The sequence below is a fragment of the Bradyrhizobium betae genome (assembly GCF_008932115.1).
Taxonomy (GTDB): Bacteria; Pseudomonadota; Alphaproteobacteria; order Rhizobiales; family Xanthobacteraceae; genus Bradyrhizobium; species Bradyrhizobium betae.
This window is the reverse complement of the sequence record NZ_CP044543.1, coordinates 2,201,300-2,221,024: the sequence shown is the minus strand read 5'-3', so window position 1 is coordinate 2,221,024 and position 19,725 is coordinate 2,201,300. Positions and strand designations below refer to the sequence as shown.

Genomic DNA, 19,725 nt, shown 5'->3' with positions numbered 1-19,725 from the left:
ACGGTGCGCTGTTGGTGACGGTAAGATGCGCTGTCTCCCCGTTTGTGATAATCCCCGAACAAATGGAAGCATTATCCAGCCACAGCGGATAATCCGGAGCTTGACCCATGGACCGCTTCACCAGCCTCACCGCCTTCGTCCGGGTGGTCGAAAACGGCGGCTTTTCCGCCGCCGCTCGCCGGCTGAACATGTCGACCACCATGGTGAGCAACCACGTCCAGGCGCTGGAAGACCGGCTCGGCGTGCGGCTACTCAACCGCACCACGCGAAAGGTGAGCCTCACCGAGATCGGCAAGGCCTATTACGATCGCTCGACCCAGATCCTTGCCGATCTCGAACAGGCCGACGATATCGCCGGCGCACTGCAGTCGACGCCGCGCGGCACGCTGCGTATCCACACCGCCACGCACATGGTGCCGTTCGTCGCGCCGGTGATGGCGGAATTCCTCGCGACCTATCCCGAGGTGAAGGTCGATCTGCGCATGGGCGAGGCCAATGTCGATCTGATCGAGGAGGGCTTCGATCTCGCGCTCCGCATGATCGCGCCGCCGGATTCGAGCCTGATCGTGCGCAGCCTGGCGACCTGGCGGCACGTGCTGTGCTGCTCGCACGCGTATATCGAGGCGCATGGGCGCGTGCAGACGCTCGAAGAGCTCGCCGGGCACAATTGCGTGCGCCACATCAACTATCCCTTCGATGAGTGGCGCTTCTTCGATCGCAAGGGCGCGCCGGCTTCGGTGCGCGTCTCCGGCAATCTCATCACCAACAGCGGCGAGGCTCTGCGTGAGGCCGCGCTGCAGGGCGCAGGTATCAGTCTGGCGGCCGGCTTCCTGGTCGGCGACGATCTCGACGCCGGCCGGCTGGTGCGCCTGTTGCCGGAGTATCGACCGGTCGAGATGTCGATGAACGCTGTCTACCCGCACAAGCATCATCTGTCGGCGAAGGTCAGGACCTTCATCGACATGCTGGTTGAGCACAGCGCCGAGCAGCAGAAGCTGATCAATCCGTATGCGTGAGCGACGCCGCGGCGGCGGTGCCGTAGGGTGGGCAAAGGCGCGAAGTGCCGTGCCCACCATCTCTCCGCGATCTCGCTAAGGTTGGTGGGCACGCTTCGCTTTGCCCACCCTACGACAGCATCAGTGCGGCGGCGGCAATCGCCCAAACACGGCATCAAGCGCCATGCCGATCGCAAGCAGGCGGCGATCGCTGCCGGCGGGACCGTCCAGCTCCAGGCCAATCGGCAATTTGCTCGTGGTGCCAAGCGCGATCGGAATCTGCACGCCGGGAATGCCGGCATTGCTGCCGGGATCGGTGTTCTGGATGAACAGGCCGAAATTCTTCAGCGTGCTGGACTCCGGATTCGAGGGAATGGCAACGCGCGGCGTGGTCGGGAAAGCGATGGTGTCGAGCCGGTTGTCGGCAAAGGTCTTGCCGTAGAGCGCCTGCAGCGCGGGGCGCGCGGTCTTGATCGCTGCGTCGTAGATCGGCTTGGCGTCAACCAGTGTGCCATCGGGGGCAGGGAGTTTGCGCGGAATTACCAGGCCATCATAGGTGCCCTTGACGTCGGCGCTGGAAATCTCCTGTGCCAGAGCCTCGACGCTGAGGCCCGTGCCGGTATGATCGAGATAGGCGACCAGATCGTCATAGGCTTCGTAGAGCGCGACCGGAAAGCTGATTTGGCCATTGAGCTCGGCCAGTTGCGGCATCTCGATCTCGACGACCGTGACGCCCTGCGCCTTCAGTTTCGCGACGGCCGCCTGGAACGCAGCGTCGGTGTCGGCGTCGAGATTGGTCAGCATCGGCTTCACGACGCCGATCCGTACCTGCTTCAGATCGGCCGGCGTAACCTCGTCGCCACCCGCGATGACGCGGTCGAGCAAAGCGACGTCCCCGATGGTCGCTGCCATGGGGCCCGCGGTATCTCGGGTGTGCGAGATCGGCGCGATGCCTCCTTGCGGATAGCGCCCGAGGGTCGGGCGCAGCGAGGCGCATCCGTTCAGCGCAGCCGGCACCCGGACCGATCCGCCGGTATCGGTGCCGAGCCCGCCCGCGACGATCCGTGCGCCGATCGCAGCGCCCGTGCCTGACGAGGAGCCGCCAGCGATCAGCGCGCGGTCATAGGCGTTGCGTACGCCGAACTCCGCGCCGGTCTTGAACGCGGTGTTGTAGCCGGAGATGCCGAAGGCGAGCTCGTGCATGTTGGTCTTGCCGATGATGATCGCGCCGGCGGCCCGCAACTTTGCGACCACGGGCGCGTCGGCCCTCGGACTGTAATTCTTCAGCGCGGGCGTGCCGGCACTACAAGGCAGTCCCGCGACCTCGATGTTGTCCTTGATCACGATGGGCACGCCGGCGAGCGGCTTTGTCTTGTCGCCTGTCGCGTCGTACGCGGCTGCAGCCTTCAAGGCGCCGGCTTCGTCGAGGGTGACGAAGGCATTGAGGTCGGCCTTGGCTTTTGCGCGGGCGAGAGCCTCCGTCGTGAGCGCCGTGCTCGTGACCTTGCCGGCGCGGACGTCGGCGGCGGCCTGGCTCAGGGTCAACTGGTCGAAATCCATGATGCGTCATCCGATGGCAGGGGCGCCAACAGGGCACTCCTCGATGCCGCGAGGCTGAGGCCTCACTGGCGCCTCGTCAACCGTGGGCGTGCATCTTTTGTGTCACCAGCGTCGTCAAATTCGCAAGTCGCCGTTCGACCTCGGGCCTCACCTTGGCGATCGCGCTGTCCTTCACGGGTCCATAGCCACGGATCTCCATCGGCGCTTTTGCGATGGCAATGAGGTCGGGCAGACGCGCTGCGTCGAGCTGACCGAGCATTCGTTCGATCAGGCCTTCATACCAGCTGATCAGCTCCCGCTCCGCGCGACGCTCGGCCGTGTAGCCGAACGGATCGAACGGCGTCCCACGCAATCCCTTCAAGCGCGCCAGCATCGCGAGCGGCATCTGGATCCACTGGCCGAGGGCGCGCTTGCGGGGGCGGCCGCGGGCGTCGCGTTTGGACGGCAGGAATGGCGGGGCGAGATGATACTTCACGCTGAAGCCGTCCTCGAATTCGCGCTTCAACTCGTCGAGGAAGCCGCTCTGCATGTGCAGTCGCGCCACCTCGTATTCGTCCTTGTAGGCCATCAGCTTGAATAGAGAGCGTGCAACCGCCTCGGTCAGTGCCTCGCTCTTCAGCGGAGCTTCAGCGCTCCGAATCTTCTCGATCATCGCCCGATATCGCGCTGCATAAGCCCCGTCCTGATAATCCCCGAGGAAATCGGCGCGGCGGGCGATGAACTGGTCGAGTGTCTTGGCCTCTGGCGCTTCGTCCGTCTTCGGCAGAACGTCGGGATCGGCGGCGGCAATCCGGCCCCAGGCAAAGGCCTGCTTGTTGCGCTCGACCGCGACGCCGTTCAGCTCGATCGCGCGCAGCAGCGCCTGCAGTGAGACCGGCACCAGTCCGCGCTGCCAGGCGAAGCCCAACATGATGATGTTGGCATGAACGGCATCGCCCAGCAGCCGTTCGGCCAGCGCGTTGGCGTTGATCGTGTCGAGATTGTCGTTGCCGATGACCTGCCGGATGGCGCGCAGGCGGGCGGGCGAGGCGAGATCGGCGTCGCGGAAGCGGACGACGTCGCCGGTCGGCATCTCCGCGGTGTTCACGGCGGCACGCGTGCCACGGCGATAGGTGCCGGACGCCTTGGGCGAGGAACTGACGACGAGGTCGCAGCCGATCAGCGCATCGGCGGCGCCCTGGTCGATGCGGGCCTGGTGCAGCGCCTCGGGAGACGCCGCGAGGCGAATGTAGCTCAGTACCGGTCCGAATTTTTGCGCAAAGCCGGTGAAGTCCAGCACCGAGACGCCGCGTCGTTCGAGATGCGCGGCCATGCCGATCAGCGCACCGACCGTGATCACGCCGGTGCCGCCGACGCCGGTCACGAGCAGGTCGTAGGGCTGGTCGAGCGATGCGGGGGGCGGCAGGACAAGCGTGGCGGCGCGGCCGACCGCGTCGATCTGGCTCGCGCTCTTCTTCCGGCGCGTGGCGCCCTCGACGGTGACAAAACTCGGACAAAAGCCATTGAGGCAGGAGAAGTCCTTGTTGCAGGACGACAGATTGATCTGGCGCTTGCGGCCGAACGGCGTCTCCTTCGGTTCGACGCTGAGGCAGTTGGATTCGACCGAGCAGTCGCCGCATCCTTCGCAGACGAGGTCGTTGATATAGGCAAAGCGTTTTGGATCAGCCATCTGGCCGCGCTTGCGCCGGCGCCGCTTCTCGGTGGCACAGGTTTGCTGATAGATCAGCACCGACACGCCGGAGACGTCACGCAGTTCGCGCTGCACGGCATCCATCTCCTCGCGCGGATGGATGCTGACACCATCAGGCAGGTCCGCCGGCGAAAATTGCGCGGGATCGTCCGACACCAGCGCGATGCGCATCACGCCTTCGGCGCGGACGCTATGTGCGATGGCGTGCACGCTGACGGGGCCGTCGACCGGCTGGCCGCCGGTCATGGCGACGGCGTCGTTGAACAGGATCTTGTAGGTGATGTTGGCCTTGGCCGCGATGGCCTGGCGGATGGCCATCGAGCCCGAATGATAATAGGTGCCTTCGCCGAGATTCTGGAAGATGTGCTTGTGGCCGGTGAATCTGGACGAAGCGGCCCAGTTCACGCCTTCGCCGCCCATCTGGATCAGCGAGGAGGTCTCGCGGTCCATCCAGCTCGCCATGAAGTGACAGCCGATGCCGGCCAGTGCCTTCGAGCCCTCCGGCACCTTCGTCGATGTGTTGTGCGGACATCCCGAGCAGAAATAGGGCGTGCGCGTCGCGCCCGGGACGTTGATCGTGCGCGCCGCCTCCGGCAGCAGCGCGGCGGCCCGCGCGGCGAGATTGAGCCCCGGAAACATCGGATCGAGCCGGCGCGCAAGCACGCCAGCCAGCGCGCGCGGGGACAACTCGCCGATCCATGAGATCAGCCGGGCGCCGGTTTCGTCGTGCTTGCCGACCATGCGCTCGGGCTTGCTGCCGGGATAATCGTAGAAATATTCCTTGAACTGGCTCTCGATGATGCCGCGCTTTTCCTCGACGACGAGAATCTCGCGCTTGCCCTTCACGAAGTCCATGGCGTCGTGCAGCGCCAGTGGCCAGACCATGCCGACCTTGTAGACGTCGATGCCGATGCGGCGGCAGGCGGCCTCGTCGAGGCCCATCAGCCGCAGCGCTTCCATCAGATCGTGATGTGCCTTGCCGGTGGTGACGATGCCGTAGCCGGCGTTGGGAATGTCGTAGATGCGGCGGTCGATCGGATTGGCCTTCGCGAAGGCGTAGACCGCGTGCTTCTTCGCCTCCAGCCGCTCCTCGATCTGCGGACCCGGCAGGTCGGGCCAGCGATAGTGCAGTCCACCCGGCGGTGGTGTGAAGTCGGGCGTGCGGAAGATTCGCGGCGGGCGCAGTTCGACGGACGCGCCTGATTCCACGATCTCCGAGATCGCCTTGAAGCCGACCCACATGCCGGAGAAGCGGCTCAGCGCGTAGCCATATTCGCCGAATGCGAGATATTCGCCGACGTCGGCCGGATGTAGCGTCGGCATGAACCAGCTCATGAAGGCGACGTCTGACTGATGCGGCATCGAAGAGGACACGCAGCCATGGTCGTCGCCGGCGACCACCAGCACGCCGCCATGCGGCGAGGAGCCGTAGGCGTTGCCGTGCTTGAGCGCATCGCCGGAGCGATCGACGCCGGGGCCCTTGCCGTACCAGAGGCCGAACACGCCATCGACCTCGCGGTCGACTTGCGTCTCCACCTGCTGCGAGCCGAGCACAGCGGTTGCGGCAAGGTCCTCGTTCACGGCCGGCAGGAACTCGATGCGGTCTTGCTTGAGCCGCTCCTGGATGCGCCAGAGCTCGAGATCGACGCCGCCGAGCGGCGAGCCGCGATAGCCCGAGATGAAGCCCGCGGTATTCAGCCCCACGGCACGGTCGCGTCGCCTTTGGTCGAGCGCGATGCGGACGATCGCCTGCGTGCCCGTGAGGAAGACGCGGTCCTCGTCACGATCATAGCGGTCCGAGAGCTCGTAGGCATCGAGTGACGGAATGGCGTCCATGGCGGACCTCGCGCTGCATCCTGACCGATGGTGGAAGGGTATGCCGGGGAGGCTGGTAGGTCTTACCTATCTATCCCCTGCAGGCCTGATTTACGGTAGAATTTTGCAAATCGAGCTAAAGTCCGGTAGATTTGATCGAATTGAGGAGCCTTCATGATTGAAGAGCAGGACACGCGGATTCTCGCCCATCTCCAGAAAGACGGCCGCGCCACCAACCAGCAGCTGGCCGACGAGGTCGGCATGTCCACCTCGGCCTGCTGGCGCCGGGTGCGCGCGCTGGAGGAGAGCGGTGTGATCAAGGGCTATGCGGCGCTGATTGCGCGCGAGCAGGCCGGCTTTGCCATGTCCGCGATTCTCCATGTCTCGCTGGAGCGGCACGACACCAAATTCGTCGACGAGTTTGTTTCGCGGGTCACGAAGCGCCGGGAGGTGCTGGAGTGCTTCGCGACCACGGGGGACGCCGACTATCATTTGCGCGTCGTCGTGCAGGACATGGCGGCCTACAACCGCTTCCTCGACGAATTCATGTTCCGCATTCCCGGCATCCGCCATGTCCGCAGCAATGTGGTGCTGAAGGAGATCAAGACCAGCGTGGCGCTGCCGTTTTGATCGGCATCGCTACCGCTGCTTCCGCACGAACCTGTTCCGCAGCGTCCCCACGCCGGTGATGTCGATCTCCACGACATCGCCGTGCTTGATATCAGGCGATGCGCCATCGGTGCCCATCCAGATCACGTCGCCCGGCCACAGCGTGAAATACTTGGTCAGCTCGACCAGAAACGGGACCACGCCAAAGATCATGTCGTTGGTCTGGAAGCGGTTGGTCTCCTTGCCGTTGACCCGGACGACGGTCTGCATCCTGGCGAGGTCGGCCTCGGTCTCGATCCACGGGCCCATCGGCTTGAAGGTGTCGGCGTTCTTCGAGCGCCACAGGCTGCGGTCGGCCTTCTGCCAGCTGCGCTCGCTGACGTCGTTGCCGATGGTGTAGCCGAACACGCAGTCCATCGCGTTCTGCTTGGTGAGATGCTTCACCTTCTTGCCGATGACGACGACGAGCTCGCCCTCATAGTGGATCTTGTCGGTCGCAAAGGACGGGATCACGACGTCCTCGTCATGCGCGATCAGCGCGTTCTGGGCGCGGTAGCCGATCTCGGGCCGATCAGGCACGGCCGGCACGGTACCCGCTTTGTCGGCGGCCTCCTTCAGGTGCTTGAGGTAGTTCAAACCGACGCAATAGAAGGTGCGCGGGATCAGCGGCAGCTCGATCTTGACGTCGCCAAGTGCATGGGTGCGCGAGGAGCGCTGCCATTCGCCAAAGGGATCGCCGTCGACCGCAATCACCCGGTCGCCTTCGACGATGCTCCAGGATGTCTTGTCCGAGGCGGTGAATTTCAGCCAGCGCATGTCCTGTCCTCGTTGTTATTCCGCGGCATCGCGCGGTTGCACCTTCCAGGCGCCTGCGGCCGGCCGCTTCAGACCGAGATTTTCCCGCAGCGTCTTGCCGCGATACTCCTTCTGGAACAGGCCGCGCCGCTGCAATTCCGGCACGACGTGCTGCACGAAGTCCGCATACGAGCCGGGCACGTAAGTCGCGGCGATGACGAAACCGTCGCAGCCGCGCTCGACGAACATCTCCTCCAGCCTGTCCGCGATCTCCCTGGGGCCGCCGACCATGGCGTCATGAACCTGACCACGGCCGGAGAAGGTGACGAAGTCGCGTGCGCTCGGATTGCTCTTGCCCGAGTTCTTCAGCACGCCGTCGCGGATGCCCAGAATGCCCTGCATGCTCTTCAGTTCGTCCGTCGTCAGCGGCTCGTCGAGATCCTTGGAGGCGAAGTCGTAATTGAGCGCTTCGGCGAGCAGCGACAGAGCGTCGATCTCGAGCGGCAGCTTGTTGATCAGCGCCATCTTGTCTTCGGCTTCGGCCTTGGTGGCGGCGCAGACCGGCGTCGTCAGATTGCAGAGGAACATCTGGTCGGGATCGCGACCGGCTTTTGCGGCCTCGTTGCGCACGGCCGCGTAGCCTTCCCTGGCGCCCGCGAGGTTGCGTGCGGCGGTGAAGATCACCTCGCCCCATCGCCCGGCAAAGCGCTGGCCGCGGCCCGATGCGCCGGCCTGGATGATGACGGGGTTACCCTGATCCGAGCGTGGCACGGTGAAAGGTCCGCGGGACTTGAAGGCCGCGCCCTTGTGATCGAGCCGCTTCACCTTGGCCGGATCGGCAAAGCGGCCGCTCTTCTTGTCCATGATGAGCGCACCGTCCTCCCAGGTGTCCCAATGGCCGAGCACGACCTCCATGAACTCGTCGGCCTTGTCGTAGCGGGAATCATGTTCGGGATGGGAATCGCGCCCCATGTTGAGCGCCTCGCCGTCATTGAGCGAGGTGACGACGTTCCAGCCGGCGCGGCCACCGGACATCAGGTCGAGCGTTGCGAAACGGCGGGCGACGTCGAAAGGTTCGTAGTAAGTGGTCGAGCATGTTGCGCCGAGGCCGAGCTTCTCGGTGACGAGGCCCATCGTCGTCAGCACGATCAGCGGATCCATCTTCACGCAACGGATGCCGTATTCCACGGTGTGGGCGTGGTCGTTGCCGTAGCGGTCCGGCATCGCCAGGCGATCGTCGAAGAAAGCCATGTGGAATTTGCCGGCCTCGAGGATCCTTGCGATCTCCTGGTAATAATCCGCCGACATCGAATCGGCGCGCGAGTCCGGATGCCGCCAGGAGCTTGGCAAGTTGGTGCAGTTCTGCGCCTGGAGGAAGCCGACAAGGACCATCTGTCGCGTCATGCTGCTGTTCTCCCGATTCCGTCAGGCCAGATCGAGCACTGTGTCGAGCCTGTAGTCGCGCGCCAGCGCGCGTATCTTGTCCCAGGTCGCATCCTCGATCTCGATGCCGTCGCGCAGACGCTGCTGCTCGCGCAGTCCCTCGATCTCGCCGGGATAGTAGACGCCCTTGCTGCCCTCGGAGGGCGGCGTCGATTTCAGGTACTGCGCGAACTCGGCGACCTCGCGCTTGAATTCCTTCAGCGGGCGGAACGCGGCGACGTTGAACACCGCCATGAAGCAGCCGTCATTGTGTCGCCCGGTGGGCTCGACGCCGAAACCGAGACCTGTGAGCAGGCCGCAGAGCACCTCGACCATCGCGGCGAGACCGCTGCCCTTGTAACCTTCGGTGCCGCCGAGCGGCAGCAGCGCGCCGCCCTTGCGATATTGGGTCGGGTCGGTGGTGTGCCGTCCCTCGGCGTCGATGATCCATCCGGTGGGTATGTCCTCGCCGCGCGCGACGGCGAGCTGGATCTTGCCGGCGGCGACCGCCGAGGTCGCCATGTCCAGATAGAACGGTGCGTCGAGATCGGACGGCACCGCGATCGAGATCGGGTTGGTGCCGAGCCGTGCTTCCTTGCCGCCGAACGGAGCCACATGCTTCGGCGAGCGGCCGGAATCCGCGGTTGCAATCCCGATCATGCCTTCGCGCATCGCCATCAGCGGATAGGCGGCGAGGCGGCCGACATGGCTTTGCCGGAACACGGTGCAGGCGGCGACATTCGCCGTCCTGGCCTTCTCGATCGTCAACGCCATCGCCTTGGCGTTGACGTGGAAGCCGAAGCCCCAATGGCCGTCGATCACGGTCGTGGTCGGTGATTCCTGGACGATGGACCATTTGGCGCCGGGAACGATGTGTCCGGCCTGGATGCGGTCGATGTAGGTGGGGACCGCGATCACGCCGTGGGAGTCGTGGCCCGCGAGATTGGCGTTGACGCATCCGACGGCGACCGCATCGGCTTCTTCCTCGGAGGCGCCGGCGGCACGGAGCAGTGCGGCGCCGATGCGCGTGAGGCGGTCGGCCGTAACGATCGGCATGGCGTTCCCTCTGTCGTCGCCCTTGGTGGGCGGTTGTTGGGAGCCATCGTCTCAAAGCGCGGGAGCGATATCAATCTCTCGTAAACCAATACAGGGCTGCAAATTCGTAAAGAGACCGCGCCTTTGGTCGACGATTCCTCCCGTAGGGCGGCATTCCAGACAGCTTGACGCCAGTCGTTCGCAGCTCGTTCACTTTGATCGATGGTTTGCGGTGTGCAATAACGACCACTTAGGCGATCTCCGTTCATGAAGTACCCGGGATAAAGAGGCAGAAATGCCCGGGAGTTGAGATCGTGCAGACGACCCTCGCGCGCACACTTGCAGCGTTGAGCGCCATCAACGAAGCGATCCTCTATGCGAAATCGCCGGACGAGCTGTACCAGAAGGTCTGCGACGCCGGGTTTTCGAGTGGGGACTTCATGGCCGTCGCCGTGTTCCTGGTGGAGCCGGACGGCCGTCGGCTGCGTTTTGCCGCCGGTTGCGGCGACGACGTTGCGCGGCTCAGCACAATCGAAATCACCACGGAATCCGGCACGCCGCAGGGCTCAGGCGTTGGCGGTGAAGCGTTTCGCAGCCGGAAGCTCTGCATCAGCAACGATTTCCTGAACGACCCGCGCTCGCTGGCCTGGCGCGAGGGCGCGGTCAAGGCGCATGTCGGTGCTGCGGCGGCGCTGCCGCTGCTCTGCAACGGCAAGAGCGTCGGCGTGCTGTTCGTGACCCGCAGCGAGGCCGACTCGCTCGATGCGCAGATGGTGTCTCTGTTCGAGCGCATGTCGGCCAATATTTCGTATGCGCTGGACAATTTCGCACGCGAGACCGCGCGGCAGGCCAGCGAGCGCGCGACGCGTCGCCTCAACCGCATGTTCGGTGCGCTCAGCGCGACCAACGAAGCCATCCTGCATGCAAGAACCGAACAGGAGCTGTACCAGCTGGTATGCGACGCGTCCGTGCACGGCGGCAAGTCGCTGGCGACTTTCGTCCTGCTGAAGGAGCCGGATTCCCATTGGCTGAAGCCCGTCGCGGGCACCGGTGAGAACCTGGAGCTTGTGGCCCGGACCCACTACTCCGTCGATCCCGAAAATCCCTATGGCCGCGGCATTTCCGGAGAGGTGTTCCGTACGCAGAAGCCGTTTGTCGAAAGCGATCTTGCGCGTCGCACCAAGGGAACGCCGTGGGAGCAGGCCAGCGTCAACACCGGCGTTACCGCTTGCATCGCGGCTCCGCTCATCAAGCATGGCCAGAGCATCGGGGTCATCCTGTCGTTCGTCAGCCCGTCCTGGGCCAACGACGAAGAGATCGTCGCGCTGATGTTGCGCATCGCGGAGAACCTCTGCTTTGCCATCGACAATTTCGATCGTGAGTCCGAAAAGGCCCGGATCTCCGCGGAGGAAGATCGCCTCGCGCGCATGTACGCGGCGCTGAGCGCCACCAACGGAGCTATTCTGCGGGCGCGGTCCCGCTCCGAGCTGTTCGATCTGGTCTGCGAAGCAACGGCGAAGGGAGCCAAGTTCACCTCGGCCAACATCGCGCTCGTCGATGACGATGCCGAGCTGCTCCGCGTCGTTGCCTGTTATGGGCCGAATGCGGATACGGTCCGCACCTTCAAGTTCTCCACGTCCGATCAGGTGCCAGAAGGCCGGGGGCTGACGGGAACCGCATTCCGGACGCGCCAGCCTGCTGTCAGCAACGATGTGCTGTCCGACGACCGCATCAGGCCCTGGCACGCCAGCGCCCGCCGTAACGGCATCGCATCCTCCGCGGCGCTTCCGCTGTTCAACGGTGATCGTGTCGAAGGGGTGTTCCTGTTCAATTCCCCGGAGCGAGATACGTTTACGCGGGAGTTCGTCGAACTGCTGCAGCGGCTCCAGGCGAATGTCGCCTTCGCGCTCGAGAATTTCGATCGCGCCGACGAGAAGGCGAAGGCGGAGATGCAGCGCAATCGTCTTCGGGGCATGTTGGAGGCGCTGAGCGCGACCAACGAAGCGATCATGCGGGTGAAGAGCCGCGCCGAGTTGTTCGAAGCCGTCTGCGAAGCCGCCGTGCTCGGCGGCACATTCACATCCGCCACTATCGCCATGATCGATTCTACAGGGCGGCATCTCGACGTCGCCGTCACCAAGGGCGAATGCCGCAGTCACGTCGAGAAATGGCGTTTCGCGACGTCCGCCGACGAACCTGAAGGGCAAGGGCTGGCCGGCACTGCGTTCCGCACCAGGGCGCCTTGCGTCTCGAACGAGCTCCTCACCGACATTCGTGCGACGCATTGGCGTCGTATCGCGCGGGATCAGGGAACGAAGTCCGGCGGCTGCTTCCCCTTGATGAAAAACGGCACCGACGCAGTCGGCATCCTGCTGTTCCTGTCGCCGGACGAAGGCACATTCACGCCTGATCTCATCCAGCTCCTGGGACGGCTGGCCGAGAACGTGTCCTTTGCGCTCGACAATCTCGACCGGGCCGAGGAACGGGCGCGGACCGAGGCGCAGAAGGAGCGCCTGACGCGCATGTTCGCGGCGTTGAGCGATACCAACGAGGCGATCGTTCGAGCCAAATCGCGTGCCGAGCTGTTCGATCTCGTCTGTCAGGCCGCGTCGACCGGTGGCAAGTTCACTTCGACGACAATCGCGCTGGCGAGGCCCGACAGCGATCAGCTCGCGATCGTCGCGACTGCGGGGCCGTCCGCCGAGACCACCCGTAACGTCCGCCTCTCCGTCGATGCCGATCGGCCCGAGGGCCGTGGCATGAGCGGCACGGCGTTCCGCACCCGGCGGCCCTGTATCAGCAACGACTATGTCAATGACAGCCGTGTAAGCGCCTTCCATACCGTCCTGCAAGGTGACGGCGCGCGCTCCGGCGCGGCGTTTCCACTGATCACGCACGATCACGCGGTCGGCGTCATGATCTACATGTCGACCGAGCAGGAGACCTTCACGGCCGAATTCGTCGAACTGCTGCAGCGTCTTGCCGACAACGTCTCCTTTGCGATGGAGAATTTCGATCGCGCCGACGCAAAGAACGAGGCGGACGAGAGGATCGAGTACCTCGCCTCCCACGACAGCCTGACCGACCTGCCGAACCGCGAGACTTTCAACGGGCTGCTCCGCAAGGCGATCGACGAAGCCCAGCACCACGACCACCGCTTCGCAGTGCTGTTCATCGATCTCGACCGCTTCAAGGTCATCAATGATTCGCTGGGTCACGAGGCCGGCGACCTGCTCCTGCTCGAAGTGGCGAACCGGCTGCGCAGCGCGCTGCGGGCCAGCGACGTGGTGGCGCGCCTCGGCGGCGACGAGTTCGTGGTGATCCTCGACCAGTGCGGCGAGATCGACGACGTCCAGCGCATCGCGGCTGGGCTGTTGACCGCGCTCGGCGAGCCCATGGAGCTTGCCGGCCACGAGTGCCACACCACCGCCTCGATCGGCATCGCGATGTATCCGACCAACGGCTCCGACGCGCAGACGCTGACCAAGAACGCCGACATGGCGATGTATCTTGCCAAGGAAGATGGCAAGAACGGCTATCGCTTCTTCTCCAAGGAAGTGAAGACGCAGTCGATCGAACGCCTGTCGCTGGAAAGCGCACTGCGCCGGGCGCTCGAGCGCGAGCAGTTCTCGCTGAACTACCAGCCCAAGGTCGATATGGAGACCGGTCAGATCACCGGCGTCGAAGCATTGTTGCGCTGGGCCCATCCGGAACTCGGCAACGTCTCTCCGGCGCAGTTCATTCCGCTCGCCGAGGAAACCGGCCTGATCGTGCCGATCGGCCGCTGGGTCGTGAGGGAGGCCTGCGCGCAGGCGATGGCCTGGCAGCGCCGCGGCCTGCTCCCGGTGTCGATGGCGGTCAATCTCTCGCCGCGACAGTTTGTCGACGAACATCTGTTGCAGGACGTCGACGAGGCGCTGGCGGCCTCCGGCATGTCGCCGGTGCTGCTCCAGCTGGAGGTCACCGAGAGCATGATGATGCGCAATGTCGGGCGCGCGCTCAAGGTGCTCGACGCCATCCAGAGCCGCGGCATTCGGCTGGCCATCGACGATTTCGGCACCGGCTATTCGTCGATGTCGCTGATGAAGCACTTCCCGATCGACACGATCAAGATCGATCGCTCCTTCGTGCGCGATCTGCCGCAGGATTCGGAGGACCAGGCGATCGCGCAGGCGATCATCAGCATGGGCAAGGCGCTCGGCATGACCGTCGTCGCCGAGGGTGTTGAGAATGCCGAGCAGGAGGCGTTCCTGCGCAGCCATGGCTGCGACGAGATGCAGGGCTTCCTGATCTCGAAGCCGCTCCCGGCCAGGCAGATGGCCGAGCTGCTGCGGCCGATGGTGCTGCCGGTCGCGCCACCGCTCCAGCCGGAGCCGGATCTGGTGGCGCAGGAAGCCGCGGCGTCACGGCTGAAACGCGTCTTCAGCTAGCGCGCTTTAGCGCGACCTGAGCGGATGCGCCTTCTGGTGCCAGGCCCAGGCGGTCCTGATCACTGTGGCGAGATCGGAATGACGCGGCACGAAATTCAGCACTTTGCGCGCGGCGGAGGCATCGGCGACCAGATAGGTGGGATCGCCGGCGCGGCGCGGCTTCATGGTGTGCGGTACCTCGCGCCCGGTTTCCTCCCTGATGGCGTTCAGGATCTCGCGCACCGAAAAGCCGGAGCCGGTGCCGAGATTGAAGCTGTCGCCGGCATGTCCCGTCTCCAGCAGCTTCAGCGCGGCGACATGCGCCGCGGCGAGGTCCGTGACATGGATGTAGTCGCGGATCGCGGTGCCGTCGGGCGTGTCGTAGTCGTCGCCGAACACGGCGAAATCGACATGGCCTTGCAGCGCCATCATGGCGCGCGGAATGAGATGGGTCTCGTTGTCACGCAGCTCGCCGATGCCGCCGGCCGGATCGGCGCCGCTGGCGTTGAAATAGCGCAGGCAGAACGCGCCGAAGCCGTAGGCCGCGCGATAATCGGCCAGCATGCGCTCGATCATCCATTTCGACGCGCCGTAAGGGTTGATCGGCGCACAGGGGAAGTCTTCCGGCAGCTCCTTGGAATCGGCGTTGCCGTAGACGGCGCCGGTCGAGGAGAACACGATGCGCTGGCAGCCCGCGTTGCGCATCGCCTGCAACAGCGACAGCGTGCCCTGCACATTGTTGATGTAATATTTCTGCGGGTCGGTCATGGACTCGCCGACGAGGCTGGCGGCCGCGAAATGCATCACCGCCGTGACCTTGTGGTCGGCGAAGGCGCGCGCCAGCGCCGCGCCGTCGAGCAGATCGCCCGTCACGAGCGGGCCGGCGACGAAGCTGCGATGACCCGTCGAGAGATTGTCGTAGACGACGGGTTGATAGCCGGCGGCGGCCAAGGCGCGGCAGGCGTGCGAGCCAATATAGCCCGCGCCACCTGTGACGAGGACAGTCGGTCGGTCGGTCATGTCGTCTTGTACTCTTCTCTCAGCGATTGAAAGGCCGGTTGCGGCTGAAGAGAAGATAGAGCGCGCGAGGGTTGGTGGTCAAATAGCGCCAGAGCAGGCGGCGCGGCTCGAGCCATGTGCGCCAGGCCCATTCGAGCCCGACCTTCTGCATCCATTGCGGCGCGCGGGACCGGCTGCCCGACAAAAAGTTGAACAAGCCGCCGGATGTCTTGATAACGCCAACATTGGTCATCAGCGGGGTATATTCTTCGACGAATGCCTGCTCGTTGGGCACCCCGAGCGCGACCCAGAGATAATCCGGCGCGAGCGCGTTGATCTCCTCGACTTTCGCGCGGAGGGCGTCGCCGCGCAGATAGCCGTGGCTGTATCCGACGATCTTGAGGTTCGGATACAATCGCTGCACATTCGCGACCGCGGCGGCGTTCTCGTCTTCGCTGGCGCCGAACATGTAGAAGGTGCGGCCGACCGCTTCGGCCTTGCGCGCGACGACATGGAACAGGTCCGTCGTGGCGACGCGCTCGGGCAGCGGAAACCAGGATTGCAGCTTCGAGGCGGCCACCAGCGGCTGGCCGTCGGCATTGATCAGGTCGGCGCCGCGAAACAGGCGTTCGGTCTCCGGCTCGGTCGAGCAGCGTGCCAGCACCTCGCCATTGGCCGAGGTCAGATGCAGCGGTCGGCCGATGCGATTGCGGGGATCGGTCGCCTCGATCATGAAATCGGCGGTTGCTTCCAGGTCGAGCGCGGCCATGCGAAGGCCGCCGATGGTGATCCGCGGCACATCGGCGGTTGCGGCCCGGCCGTCCATATTGACGCGACGCTCAAGCATATTGTCTGCCTCGCTGGCGCGCTTGGGTTGCGGGGGTGAGCTCGTCGAGCACGACGCCGACGAGCTTGCGCTCGGCGCGGCCGAGCATGCTCAGGATCTCTTCCAGGCTGTCGTTGATGTCGAGGCTGGTCGGCAGCACCGCCACCAGCGCGTCGGCGTCATCGAGCAGCTTGCGGCTGCCGGCCGAGAGCGGCATCGCGGGGCCGTCGAGGACCACGAGATCATAGCCGCCGGCGGCGCGCGCCTGCTCGATCGCCTTGCGGATGGCATCCGTCGCCTTGCCGGCATCACCTTCGGCGGCCGGCAGCACCGAGATGCCGTTGACCGTCTTGATCTCGCGCGCGGCCTTGCTGCCGATCGAGAGCCAGCCGAGCCTGCTCGGCTCGCTCTTGCCGGGGCGGCTGATCTTGTTCGAGAGCGGGTGCGCTTGGTGGTCGGCGTCGATCATCAGCACGCGGGCGCCGTCACGCGCGGCGGCGAGCGCGAAATTCAGCGCGGTCACGCTGCGTCCGGTCGTGTCTCCGGCACCGACGAGCGCGATGACCGGCATCGCCTTGCCGTCGGCACGCCGCGCCAATGCGGCGCGCATGTCACGCCACGAGTTGAGCAGCGTCGTCAGCGGAAAGCCGGGTCGCAGCGTCGGCCAGCCGAGCCGGGTCAGGTCGACGCCGCCGCCGGTCGCGAGAATGGCGCCCAGCGTGTGGATGACGTCGGCCTCCTGGAAGCGCGCGATCAGCGGCTTCTCCATCAGGGAGTTTTCGATCATCGAAGGTTGCAGCGGGGGGGCGGCATGTTCCGGTGGAGCCTGTGCCACTTCCGGAGCTCGCGTAGCCTGCTGGGGTCGAGCAGCCTCCGCAGCTCGCGTCGTTTCTGGAGCTCGGGGAGTCTCCGGCGCCGGCGTGCGCTCGCGACGGGTCGGCGCGGGCGCGCCGGCCAGCAGCAATTCTGCTGCGACGAACCAGCCTGACGCCGCGATCGCGCCCAGGATGAAGCCGATCATGGCGAACATGCTCATCGCCGGCGGGAACGATCGCCGCTGCGGCACGGTCGCTTCGCCGATGACGCGGGCGGCCGAGGTATTGAGCGTCTCCTGCTCCTCGGTCTCGCGCGAGCGCTTGAGGAAGGATTGATAGACGTCGCGGCTGGCATCGGCCTCGCGCTCGAGCTCGCGCAGGCGCACGGAGGCCTGGCTGAGCTGCACGCTCTGCCGCTTCTGCGCTTCCAGGGCACGGTTGAGCGAGGCTTCGAAGTCGCGGGCGCGCGTCAAATCGTTCTTGGCGGACTGCGCGAAGCGATCGATCTCTTCGTTGATGGTGCGCTTGAGATCCTCGACCTGCTTCTCGGTCTGGCGCAGCGCGGGATGACGCGGGCCGAGCTCGCTGGTCTGCTCCGCGTATTTCTTGCGCGCGTCGGCATATTGCGCACGCAGATTCGCGATGGTCGGCGACTGCAGTGCTTCCGAATTCGCGCCGGTATCGGCTGCCGTGCGGCGGCTGGCCTCGATCTGGTCGAGTCGTGCCTGCGCGTCCATTGTCGCGGCGCGGGCTGCGGAAAGCCGCTGGTTGCTGGCGGAGAGCTGCTGGTCGCTGATCAGCGCGTCCTGGGTGCCGACGAAGTTGTTCTGGGCTTTGTAGGTGGCGAGTGTGGTCTCGGCGTTGCGCAGCCGCTCGCGCAGCTCCTTCAACCGGCCGGATAGGTCGCTGGTGGCACGCCGTGCGGCCGAGGCCTGCGAGTTGCGGGATTCGGCCAGGTAGGTGCTGGTCAGCGTGTTGGCGAGCATCGCTGCCTTGGCCGGATCGGTCGACCAGACCTCGATGTCGACGATGAAGCTCTTTTCGGTCTTGCGGATGGTGATGTGCCTGTTCAGCGCATCGAGCGCCGCAAGCTGCACTTCCTTCGTCTCCGCGCCGGAGGGCGCGCGCGGCTGCAGGCCAATCAGGCCGAGCAGCGACGACATCAGGCTTTTGCTGTCACCGCCGCCGAATTCCGGATCCTTGTCGAGACCGGCCTGCTCGATCACCTGGAGCAGCACGCTGTTCGACGTGATCAGGCGTGCCTGGCTTTCCACCACCATGGACATACCGGAGACGTCCTGCGCGCGCGGCGTGAGCTCGCGATCGACGAGCTGAAGCTCGCGTGGGTCGACATAGAGCTGGGCGGTCGCGGTGTAGCGGGGCGTCACGCTCTTGCCGACGGTGACGGCAAGCGTCGCGCCGAGGAGGGCGGCAGCAGCAATTGCGATCTTCCGCCGCCAGAGCAGATTGACGAGCTCCAGCACGTTGAAGCCGGCCTGGGACCTCGGTTGCGGGGCCTCCGGTCGGGCCCGATCTATCGGCTGGTTGTAGTCAAGCATGATCCCCAGCTTTCATTCCAATTGCGGCGGGCTGAGGGGTTACTCTTCGCTCTACGCCACGCACCCGGGATATAGGCGCCCTATCAACGCAACAGGGAAAATTAACCATACCCGTTGGGGGACTATTCACTGAAATGGCAAACAAAGCGTTTAAGCCCAGGCCACCATCTGCCGCGTCTTTGTTCCGCTTTGGTGTCACCACGGCCCCCAGTGCATTATCCCGCGTCCTATGCGGACTAGGCAGAGGGTGTGCTCCTGCGATGAAAGTTTCGTTTCTTCGCGAGGATACCATGGCTGTTGCCGGTCTCGTGCCTGTCCATTCGTGCCGGCTATTCGTCGTCGTGGAATTGCTTGACGACAGCCGCCGGATTCCCGGCGACGACCACGCGCGGGGCGACGTTCTCACGCACCACTGTGCCGGCACCCACGACGGAATGGTCGCCGATCGTCACGCCCTTGAGCACGATCGAGCGCGCGCCCACCCATACGTTGTCCCCGATGTGCACCGGTGCGATGGCCCGGGCAACCGCAGGCTCGTGCCGAAGTCGCGGGGGAAGATTGTGAAAGTCCGTGTCGACGATGTCGCAGTCGCTGATCAGGCAGAACGACCCGATGTCGACCTTCTGGTCGCAGCCGATCCAGCAGCCGTTGAGAAGAGTGTCGTGACCGATCGTGACCTGCCCACGCCCGGTAATGAGCACGCGCTTGCCGATCCGGCAGTTCGCACCGATCGAGACGCGGACCCCGCGACCGAGCACCAGCCGACCCTTGAACACGATCCCGGGCCCGAGCTGGAGTCGTCGCCCGTACCGCACCGTCAGCCAGGCGCGCCGGCAGGCGAACAACAGGAGCGCACCGGCCCGCAGCACCGGGTTCTCGATCTTGCGCACCACGCTCGTTCCTGATCCCTGCGGCGCCCCGCGCCCTTCATGTCGTGCCGTGCCTAGCATCCGCGCGTAAATGCGCGGTGAAGGCTGGGTTCGTTCGAACATGCGTTAACCAAGGCATTGCCCATGTTGCGTCGTCGGTGGGTGTTGGGCTGCAAATTGCAGTACCACGCGTGCAGGAACTCGCCGGGAAAACGCGCGAAAGGGTTAAGCGCATGAGCGGATGTGTCCTAACGAGGGCATTGACGTCACGGAGCAGTTTTGAGCGCCGAGTCAGGCCATTCATTTTGCGACGGATCTGTCCCGCGC

General features: G+C 65.0%; 12 protein-coding genes. 3 read left to right on the top strand and 9 right to left on the bottom strand.

The genetic code is table 11. The features are described 5' to 3' along the window. The first annotated feature begins 107 nt into the window (after nucleotides 1–107). Nucleotides 108–1,016, top strand: a complete 909-nt coding sequence (locus F8237_RS10610; protein ID WP_151644404.1) for a LysR family transcriptional regulator — start codon at nucleotides 108–110, stop codon at nucleotides 1,014–1,016. Between the two features lie 120 nt (nucleotides 1,017–1,136). Here the strand turns inward: F8237_RS10610 and iaaH are convergent, their stop codons facing one another. Continuing rightward, nucleotides 1,137–2,555: an indoleacetamide hydrolase gene (iaaH, locus tag F8237_RS10605; RefSeq protein WP_151644402.1), complete on the bottom strand. Its 1,419-nt coding sequence runs from the start codon at nucleotides 2,553–2,555 to the stop codon at nucleotides 1,137–1,139. A gap of 76 nt (nucleotides 2,556–2,631) precedes the next feature. After that, nucleotides 2,632–6,081: an indolepyruvate ferredoxin oxidoreductase family protein gene (locus F8237_RS10600; RefSeq protein ID WP_151644400.1), complete on the bottom strand. Its 3,450-nt coding sequence runs from the start codon at nucleotides 6,079–6,081 to the stop codon at nucleotides 2,632–2,634. A gap of 153 nt (nucleotides 6,082–6,234) precedes the next feature. Between F8237_RS10600 and F8237_RS10595 the strand changes: the two genes are divergently transcribed. Beyond that, the gene (locus F8237_RS10595; protein ID WP_151644398.1) at nucleotides 6,235–6,690 is read left to right on the top strand and encodes an Lrp/AsnC family transcriptional regulator; all 456 of its coding nucleotides are present in this window, start codon (nucleotides 6,235–6,237) and stop codon (nucleotides 6,688–6,690) included. A gap of 9 nt (nucleotides 6,691–6,699) precedes the next feature. Here the strand turns inward: F8237_RS10595 and F8237_RS10590 are convergent, their stop codons facing one another. Genes F8237_RS10590 through F8237_RS10580 form a run of 3 tightly spaced genes read right to left on the bottom strand, consistent with a single transcriptional unit; the run spans nucleotide 6,700 to nucleotide 9,942 of the window. Continuing rightward, nucleotides 6,700–7,485 carry a fumarylacetoacetate hydrolase family protein gene (locus tag F8237_RS10590; protein WP_151644396.1) on the bottom strand — a complete coding sequence of 262 codons (786 nt, stop codon included), beginning with the start codon at nucleotides 7,483–7,485 and terminating at the stop codon, nucleotides 6,700–6,702. A gap of 15 nt (nucleotides 7,486–7,500) precedes the next feature. Continuing rightward, the gene (locus F8237_RS10585; RefSeq protein WP_151644394.1) at nucleotides 7,501–8,868 is read right to left on the bottom strand and encodes an LLM class flavin-dependent oxidoreductase; all 1,368 of its coding nucleotides are present in this window, start codon (nucleotides 8,866–8,868) and stop codon (nucleotides 7,501–7,503) included. A gap of 21 nt (nucleotides 8,869–8,889) precedes the next feature. Beyond that, on the bottom strand, nucleotides 8,890–9,942 hold the full coding sequence (locus F8237_RS10580; RefSeq protein WP_151644392.1) for an Ldh family oxidoreductase: 1,053 nt from the start codon (nucleotides 9,940–9,942) through the stop codon (nucleotides 8,890–8,892). A gap of 293 nt (nucleotides 9,943–10,235) precedes the next feature. Between F8237_RS10580 and F8237_RS10575 the strand changes: the two genes are divergently transcribed. Continuing rightward, nucleotides 10,236–14,351 (top strand): bifunctional diguanylate cyclase/phosphodiesterase, encoded by a 4,116-nt coding sequence (locus tag F8237_RS10575; protein WP_162005981.1) that lies wholly within the window; start codon nucleotides 10,236–10,238, stop codon nucleotides 14,349–14,351. 6 nt (nucleotides 14,352–14,357) lie between these two features. Here the strand turns inward: F8237_RS10575 and galE are convergent, their stop codons facing one another. The 4 genes from galE to F8237_RS10555 all read right to left on the bottom strand — a co-directional run bounded on the left by galE (nucleotide 14,358) and on the right by F8237_RS10555 (nucleotide 19,419). Further along, nucleotides 14,358–15,350, bottom strand: coding sequence for a UDP-glucose 4-epimerase GalE (galE, locus tag F8237_RS10570; RefSeq protein WP_151644388.1), 993 nt, complete (start codon nucleotides 15,348–15,350; stop codon nucleotides 14,358–14,360). Between the two features lie 19 nt (nucleotides 15,351–15,369). Further along, nucleotides 15,370–16,176, bottom strand: a complete 807-nt coding sequence (locus F8237_RS10565; protein WP_151644386.1) for a WecB/TagA/CpsF family glycosyltransferase — start codon at nucleotides 16,174–16,176, stop codon at nucleotides 15,370–15,372. Beyond that, nucleotides 16,169–18,529 (bottom strand): exopolysaccharide transport family protein, encoded by a 2,361-nt coding sequence (locus F8237_RS10560; RefSeq protein WP_151644384.1) that lies wholly within the window; start codon nucleotides 18,527–18,529, stop codon nucleotides 16,169–16,171. Before F8237_RS10560 ends, F8237_RS10565 begins: the two co-directional genes overlap by 8 nt. A gap of 329 nt (nucleotides 18,530–18,858) precedes the next feature. Further along, nucleotides 18,859–19,419: an acyltransferase gene (locus F8237_RS10555; RefSeq protein WP_244626106.1), complete on the bottom strand. Its 561-nt coding sequence runs from the start codon at nucleotides 19,417–19,419 to the stop codon at nucleotides 18,859–18,861. Nucleotides 19,420–19,725 lie beyond the last annotated feature (306 nt).

Bases quoted from the DNA above. Each gene is read 5' to 3' on its own strand.
- F8237_RS10610 (WP_151644404.1), top strand. From the start codon at position 108: ATGGACCGCTTCACCAGCCTCACCGCCTTCGTCCGGGTGGTCGAAAAC.
- iaaH (WP_151644402.1), bottom strand. From the start codon at position 2,555: ATGGATTTCGACCAGTTGACCCTGAGCCAGGCCGCCGCCGACGTCCGC.
- F8237_RS10600 (WP_151644400.1), bottom strand. From the start codon at position 6,081: ATGGACGCCATTCCGTCACTCGATGCCTACGAGCTCTCGGACCGCTAT.
- F8237_RS10595 (WP_151644398.1), top strand. From the start codon at position 6,235: ATGATTGAAGAGCAGGACACGCGGATTCTCGCCCATCTCCAGAAAGAC.
- F8237_RS10590 (WP_151644396.1), bottom strand. From the start codon at position 7,485: ATGCGCTGGCTGAAATTCACCGCCTCGGACAAGACATCCTGGAGCATC.
- F8237_RS10585 (WP_151644394.1), bottom strand. From the start codon at position 8,868: ATGACGCGACAGATGGTCCTTGTCGGCTTCCTCCAGGCGCAGAACTGC.
- F8237_RS10580 (WP_151644392.1), bottom strand. From the start codon at position 9,942: ATGCCGATCGTTACGGCCGACCGCCTCACGCGCATCGGCGCCGCACTG.
- galE (WP_151644388.1), bottom strand. From the start codon at position 15,350: ATGACCGACCGACCGACTGTCCTCGTCACAGGTGGCGCGGGCTATATT.
- F8237_RS10565 (WP_151644386.1), bottom strand. From the start codon at position 16,176: ATGCTTGAGCGTCGCGTCAATATGGACGGCCGGGCCGCAACCGCCGAT.
- F8237_RS10560 (WP_151644384.1), bottom strand. From the start codon at position 18,529: ATGCTTGACTACAACCAGCCGATAGATCGGGCCCGACCGGAGGCCCCG.